Source organism: Marinobacter sp. ES-1 (assembly GCF_000475255.1).
Lineage (GTDB): Bacteria > Pseudomonadota > Gammaproteobacteria > Pseudomonadales > Oleiphilaceae > Marinobacter > Marinobacter vinifirmus.
In genome coordinates this window covers 1-7061 of the sequence record NZ_AXBV01000079.1, presented here as the reverse complement: position 1 = coordinate 7061, position 7061 = coordinate 1, and the positions used below count along the sequence as shown (strand labels likewise).

The following is a 7061-nucleotide window of genomic DNA, read 5'->3' as shown; positions in this document are numbered from 1 at the left end:
AAATTATCCATACAAGGCAATCAAATTCGTTCCGGCCCGATGGGCCTCCACCGGACGGCTTTTTCTCCGCTTCGCTGCGTAAAAGCCGCCGTTTATTGCTGGCGTTATACATGAGAAGGAACTCAGATGAGCCTGAAAGGTCACTTTGAATTGCTGTCCAACTACAATCAATGGATGAACTCAAAGGTTTATGAAGCTGCAGCGCACCTCACTGCAATAGATTTAGCCAAAGACCGTGGGGCCTTTTTTAGCTCCATCCTGGGGACTCTGAATCACATCGTCGTTGGTGACACCATCTGGCTCAAACGGTTTGCTACCCATCCGTCCTGCCTGAACTCGTTGCGGGAGGTCGCTGATCTTCGAAATCCGACGAGCCTGGATGAGTTAGTCTTTGAGGATCTTGGTAGCTTATCTGAGCATCGGATCTGGTTGGATCGGGAGATTATCAAATGGATATCTGAGCTATCCGAAAGTGATCTGGATTTCGTTCTCAGCTACCACAACACCAAAGGGATCCCGGCCAAGAAACGATATTCGAGCCTGGTTCTTCACTTCTTTAACCATCAGACTCACCACCGAGGCCAAGTTTCTACTTTGCTATCGCAGGCTGGTGTGGATATCGGGGTTACTGACCTATTGACTCAGATTCCGGAGGAAACTCATGTATAACCAGGCCAGCCACGGCGACGTCTACTACATTGCGGCTTCGCCTCCATTTCGTAGCCGCGCGTGCTGAGCGGCGTTATTCCGAAATCTGAACGTTCGCTTTGCGACCAGGGCATCCTCTGAACTCAGCTAAACAGAAGCGAACATTCGATTGAGAGCTTTCCTTCAGAGCCTCAAAACCCAAGCGCTGTTCCACTGGATCGAGTGCGGCTTTGAAGACAACGCTGGCACGGTTGGCACGATCAACTTTGTAAGGGCGGTGCCCGCCCCGTTCGCCCGTGAAGTGATCGATGCAATAAGGTCGCCAGTAGCAGTCACCCAACGAAGCGACTCAGTTGCGGCTTAAAGCCGCCACCTAGCGCCGCAGAAATCGCCTTCGGGTGGGCGAGGATGTCAATCACTGGCCTTTCCTGGTTCTCGCAACACCCACACTCAGCAAACCAAGCCCCATCAGCGCCAGAGTCCCCGTCCCGGGAATTAACATCAGCGCACTTTCGGAGTTCAGTGGTGTGTGGTCGTCGGCGATTCATCAGAAGCTTTTAATAGAGCAGTCGTCCGGCTCTTAAGCGTTGGTGTGCAGTTTGGCGGGTATACGTACAGTGTGACCCTGACCCCACGGTTACTCATTACTTTGTCTCTGTGAATCACTCGATCCTCACAAAGGTTTCACATGAGGAAGATTGGTCGTTTTTCAAATCCTCTACGATAGTTCGATGGGGTTTGTCCGGTAAACTTCTTGAATTGTTTTGAAAAGTTGGAGGCGTCTGAGAAGCCAGAAGAAAGTGCAATTTCTAAAATGGAGTATTCGTTGCTCTGGAGTAACTGACTTGCATATTCTATTCGCTTTCTTAATATATAAACGTGAGGTGAATCGCCGGTTGCGGATTTGAATACACGACAAAAATAAAAAGGACTTAAAGCTACTTGCTGAGCTAAATCATCTACAAAGATTCGATAGGAAAGATTCGCTTCGATATATTCATCGATCCAGCGAACTTGCCTATTTGTCAAGGTTGACCTGGTGGCGTTATCGGTTCTCACTCTCCTTGTGTTTTCGCAGATGATCTGTGCCGCCAACGCTTTACCATAAAATTCGGCAAACATTGGACCATGCGGGTTGCCGTCTCGGATTTCATTGTCGATTGCCAGAGCGGTTTCCAGAAGCAAGCTGTTTTGTTTGAAAAACAGAGGGTGGCCCTGGAAGCGGCTAACGCCCATTTCCTCAGCCACGCTTGAAACAAGTTTCTCTGGGATGGTCATCAACAGCAGCTTACCCAATGGCGATGTATAACTGACCTGGTGGGGGCAGTTGTGGGGCAGATACACTGCAGAGCCCCTGTTTTGCGATTCTTTTCGGACAGTACCATCTACGCGTCGGTTAGCCTGAGCGGCCGAATTGAGCTTTACCATTAAGTAATGACCGGTCAAAGCATGTTCAATGGTTTCAAAATGATCTTTTTCTACCCGCTCGAAAAAGATGCTCTGCCATCCATACTCACGGCTTCCCCTGCCATCGTTGTTGGCGAGAAGTTGTTGTCGATCGTCTTCATGTTGGAAGTTGAATTGTTTCAGGCCCATAAAAACTCCGTTTAAAATGGTCGGTGTTTTCGCTACCCTTGAGTTTCGCGTTGTTCCGTCCGCTGGATCGCAATCGCAAGCCGCTTAACAGCTTCGTCCGCCAGGGAGGGCGTGATCGTTGAGAACGAAAGGCGAACCGAACTTAAGTCAGGTATCTCACAATAAAAATATTTCCCCGGAACAAACATCACGTGATGGCTTAGAGCTTGCTGAAGAACGAGTGATGCGTCCAGTCCGTTTGCAAATCGCCCCCAGAGGAACATCCCACCGTCGGGCACGTTGAGTTCGAGGGCGTCTGGCAAATGTTCCGAAATAGCTTTTATCAGCGCATCGCGCCGGCATTTGTAGGCCTTTTTAAGAAGTTGAAGCCGGCCATCAAGACGGCCGCTTTTCAGGTAATAACCTGCAGTGTATTGCGAAAGCGTACTACTGTGAAGGTCCATAGATTGCTTGGCACGGCATAGCGAGTGAAAATAGCTCTCCGGGGGAATACACCAACCCAAGCGTAATCCGGGGGCGACAGTTTTTGAAAAAGACGAAATGTAGATAACCCGGTTTTTCGAGTTAAATGACTGTTCGGCTATTTCAAAGAGTGACGCAACATGCTCTCCGTCGTATCGAAGATCTCCGTATGGGTCGTCTTCAACGATCATAATGTCATGACGGATAGCAAACTCAACAAGTTTTGTCCTTTCGGGAAGTCGCAGGGTTGTGCCGGTTGGATTACTGAAGTTGGGAACAAGGTACATCAGCTTAATACGGTTATTGGCAACCAATGATTCCAATCGTGTGAAATCAATGCCGTACTGATCACCTTGGAATACTAATGTCTTCGCTCCTGCCATATTGAAAACCTGTAATGCGGCCAGATAGGTTGGCTCTTCAACCAACACACTATCACCCTCATCAAGAAAGGCTCTGGCTACAATGTCGAGCGCCTGCTGCGAACCGCTTGTAACTAGAATATGGTCGGGTTCCGCGCTGATTCCCTGCGCTACCATGCGGGAGGCAATTTCTTCCCTTAAGAACAATTCTCCTTCGGTCAGTCCATATTGATAGGTGGCATTTCTTGCACTTTCAACAGCTCGGAAAGTGGCCGCTTCAAGCCCTTCGGTATCTATGAGATCTGGTGCGGGTATTCCTCCCGCCAGTGAGATCATACCAGGGATTTTGGAATGCCTGAGCAGATCCCTTATCGCGGAACTGCTCATTGTCTGCATTCGACGAGAAAGAATGCTCTCGGAGGAGCTTGATGATCGATGGCTCATTTCAAATCCATTTGTTTTTCCAGAAGCATCTTCTGGCGTGTAGGTAACTATTTCGCGGTGTTATAAATGGTAGGGCCGGATGAAAGTGCTTGTCTTGGTTCAGATTGCGAAATTTGTGTTACTTTGCTCCTTGTTGGCCGCTGGCGTGATAGAAGCGGTATGGCATTTAACCATGTTACCAACCGCTTTAGCCGATGGGACGCGTCCAATTTATTGGGGGAAGTCCACACCAAACGCTAACCGCATCGGTTCCCACCGCTGGCGCTCCGGCACGCCGCAAAGCCAAGCGTTCAATGTACAGAAGGAGATCCCCTATGGGGCTGAAGGGAAGCTGTTTGTGTGGCGAGATAAGTTACGAGATCGACTCTGTGGATATGCCGATTGTGCATTGTCATTGTCAGACTTGTCGTAAAGCCCATGCGGCCTCATTTGCCGCCACTGCGGGAGTAAAGCGCGAGAACTTCCGTTGGCTCAGCGGCATAAATTCTATTTCTACGTTCGAATCATCTCCTGGCAAATCGCGCCATTTTTGCAAACGCTGTGGTTCTCATTTGGTCGCCGAGAGGCCTGCGCAGCCACACGTAATTGTTCGGGTGGCCACTCTGGACGATGATCCCGGTTTGAAGCCAGAGGCTCATATTTGGGTTTCGCACGACGTGCCATGGCTTGAGTCCGATAGAGTGTGTAAGTATAAGGAATGGCGCGACGACATTTAACAAATCGATCAAGTTCATTCCCGGCCTGGCGACCGTCCACCGGACGCCCCTATCGGGTCGTCGCTTGTTTTGGCGTCATACAGACTAAGGAGAGTCGATTTTGGATTTAGCTAATGTAGTACCGTGGGGGCGATCGCTAAAGGAATACCAAGCGATGTTTGGGCTATCGGATGATGATCTGAACAAGAAAATCCTAGGTTGCGGTGATGGCCCCGCAAGCTTCAATGTAGAGGCAACAGAGCGTGGGTGCCAAGTTGTTTCCTGTGATCCGGTTTACCAGTTTCAAGTCGACGAAATACGTCGTCGTATTGATGAAGTTTACCCTGAAATCATGACTAAGATGCGGCAGGACGCAGACAAGTATATTTGGAGGTCACTGAGTAGCGTCGAGCATCTTGGCGAGGTCCGTATGAATGCCATGTCGGGGTTCCTGGCCGACTTTGATGCCGGTTGTCAGCAAGGGCGGTATATATCAGCGTCTTTGCCATCATTACCGTTTTCCGACTTCGAGTTCGATTTGGCACTCTGCTCCCACTATCTTTTTCTCTACAGTGACCATGTGGATGGGGCAACTCACCTTAAATCAATGCGGGAGCTATGCAGAGTGGCGACCGAAGTCCGTGTCTTTCCTGTTTTATCCTTAGACGGAGAGGTCTCGAAGCATTTGGATCAGGTAATGACCGCATTATCTGCCGATGGGATTGATGTCTCATTGCAGCCTGTTAGTTACCGGTTTCAAAAAGGTGCTACTGAGATGTTGGTGGCAAATTCCGTATAACCAGTAGCTATTGGCGGACGCGCCTACGCTGCGCTCCGGCACGCCGCAACGCCAAGCGTTATCGAACCATCTGAATGTTCGCTTTGCGACCTCTGCTAAACCCTTCAGCGGGCAGAAGTCAGTCTTGTGAGCCATACTTATAGGCCCTCACCCTCTAAAGAGGGCTAAATCATGACATTTCCTATCAGCCATGCTCTCTGCGACCTGCTCCCATTGGCGGAAACAATGGTAAACATCGCAACCGGTGCGGCAGTGTCTCCAGATACGAGCTGGTCAATTCAATATCCCATAGCTTCGAGCAGTTGCACTCCTTACAGGAATCACCATCAGTAAGCTCCTGAAAGTGGCTACAATGGTTACACCGCTTCACATCCTTCACGCCCTTTTTGACGAACAAAGAGTTGACCAGGGCGAGCAGGTGCGCGATTCGTTTTTCGTTGTCTTCGGTATATTTTTTCCTCCTCTCGATTTCAGCCAGCCGTTGCCATTCAGGCTCAGCTCGGACCGGTTTTCGCAGTTCGAGAGCGGCGTTCTCCCCTTCCAGTTCTACAAGTCGTGCCTTCTCCGCCTGTTCGGCTCTATAGCCGTCCAGAGCTGAAAATGAATCGAATTTTACGGTGAAAGAATCTCCTCCTCGATGCTCCAGCGTCAGCAGCCCTTCGCGAGCCAGCCTTTTGAGGTAGTTCAGAACCAAAAGATAAGGACTCGGGATCATCCGGTTCTCGGCATCGGTGAAAAACCAGACACCCTTTTTTCCGTACCATTGGCCCCTGTTGCACCCCTGGATTTTTTGCTTATGCTTCAGTTTGATAAGCTCCGCGATCCACTCCACCAGACCAAACTCTCGCACAACGGCTCGCTTCACATCGTTGGCCCGCAAACTGTTCCGAGAATTACCCTGGATAAACCGTTTATAGATAAACGCCTGCCAGACGGTGCGGTGGACCCTGAAAATCCAGTCTCCATTTTGTTCGTGGGCCAGTGCTGCTGGCAGCTCATCACGCCGAAGGCGCTGAACGATAGCCTGTAATGTACCGCTATCCAGCCGCGGTTCCTGACGTTGCTGATCGGATGTCTGGGTCTGGAGCTGTTCAAGTTGGCGACTATATTGTTCGCGAAGCCGAGATTTACGGCTTTCTATCTCGACCTTCCTCTTTTCTGCGGCCTGTTCAGCTAATCGGCGCTGCTGACGCTCTATCTTTGCCTGTTCAACGCCGGCCCGATGCTCGGTAATGAACCGCTTCACCTTCTCATGTAGTGTCTGGTGAGCGGCCTTGATTTCCTCGCGGTACAGCTGGCAGGAAATCCATTCGCGGCTGGCTTCGGATAGCACCTCTTCGGCGAACAGCTGTTCGTTTGTCACCAGGTCTTGCGGCAGCATGCTCAGGTCCAGTTCAACCAGATTCTTTTTCGCGAATCGCTCCCGTTTGTCTCCGGTGACGGCATGGGTGACATAGACCTCGATGAGTATTTCGATTCCATCGCTGGTCACACCAATCACATCGGGTCTCAAGCCATCCACTGTCTGCTCCAGCCGGACGTCGACAAACTCCAGTCTTCGACCGGGGACGACAACTTCTTCTGACAGAACGTCTCCGGTCGGCATTTTTTTCCCAATACTGTGCCGGAACTCCGGAATCACAATGTATCTGCGATCATCAATTATCTGCTTGGCCATCAGGTGAACGGCGCTCTCGTATCCGCCAAGGCATTCCCGTGACTGATGGTGCGAAAAGTAAGGCCGCTTCCGTTCACCCTGGTTAGCAATCAGAGCGCTGCCGCAGCCCGGGCACACGCATTCGCACGCCAATCCCCTTTCGGTACCCTGAGGCGGGTAGAGCCGCCCCTGTCTAAGCCCGAAGGGAACTCTCAGCCCGTCGTTGCTCGTATCCACTGCCATTTCTGATCTCCTTTCCTTCACGTGGCGACAACTCTCTCTGTTAAGTTGAGTTGTCTTCGGTCACGGCGGATAATCATCAAAAACAAGCAGTTATTCGTTCCATTCCGGAAATTCCGGAAATACAGGGATCAACAGGCTGCGTAAACCGCTGAAGG

The 7061-nt window shown here is 50.6% G+C and carries 6 protein-coding genes; 3 read left to right on the top strand and 3 right to left on the bottom strand.

The features are described 5' to 3' along the window. Window positions 1-126: 126 nt before the first annotated feature. Entirely contained in the window at window positions 127-669 is a 543-nt protein-coding gene (locus tag Q668_RS13745; protein ID WP_022990197.1) for a DinB family protein, read from the top strand. Window positions 670-1332: 663 nt separating this feature from the next. On the opposite strand, the gene Q668_RS16640 is transcribed toward Q668_RS13745, so the two are convergent. Together Q668_RS16640 and Q668_RS13730 are read right to left on the bottom strand one after the other, a co-directional pair. After that, a complete protein-coding gene (locus tag Q668_RS16640) occupies window positions 1333-2244 on the bottom strand; it encodes a helix-turn-helix domain-containing protein (RefSeq protein WP_022990195.1) in 912 nt (303 codons plus the stop codon). 32 nt (window positions 2245-2276) lie between these two features. After that, entirely contained in the window at window positions 2277-3455 is a 1179-nt protein-coding gene (locus tag Q668_RS13730; protein ID WP_161628531.1) for a PLP-dependent aminotransferase family protein, read from the bottom strand. Window positions 3456-3826: 371 nt separating this feature from the next. On the opposite strand from Q668_RS13730, the gene Q668_RS16945 reads away from it, so the two are divergent. Then, window positions 3827-4228 carry a GFA family protein gene (locus tag Q668_RS16945; protein ID WP_200861363.1) on the top strand — a complete coding sequence of 134 codons (402 nt, stop codon included), beginning with the start codon at window positions 3827-3829 and terminating at the stop codon, window positions 4226-4228. Window positions 4229-4328: 100 nt separating this feature from the next. Then, the gene (locus Q668_RS13720) at window positions 4329-5006 is read left to right on the top strand and encodes a hypothetical protein (protein WP_031210228.1); all 678 of its coding nucleotides are present in this window, start codon (window positions 4329-4331) and stop codon (window positions 5004-5006) included. A gap of 184 nt (window positions 5007-5190) precedes the next feature. Here the strand turns inward: Q668_RS13720 and Q668_RS13715 are convergent, their stop codons facing one another. Then, on the bottom strand, window positions 5191-6906 hold the full coding sequence (locus tag Q668_RS13715; RefSeq protein WP_022990192.1) for a competence protein CoiA family protein: 1716 nt from the start codon (window positions 6904-6906) through the stop codon (window positions 5191-5193). Between the last annotated feature and the right edge of the window lie 155 nt (window positions 6907-7061).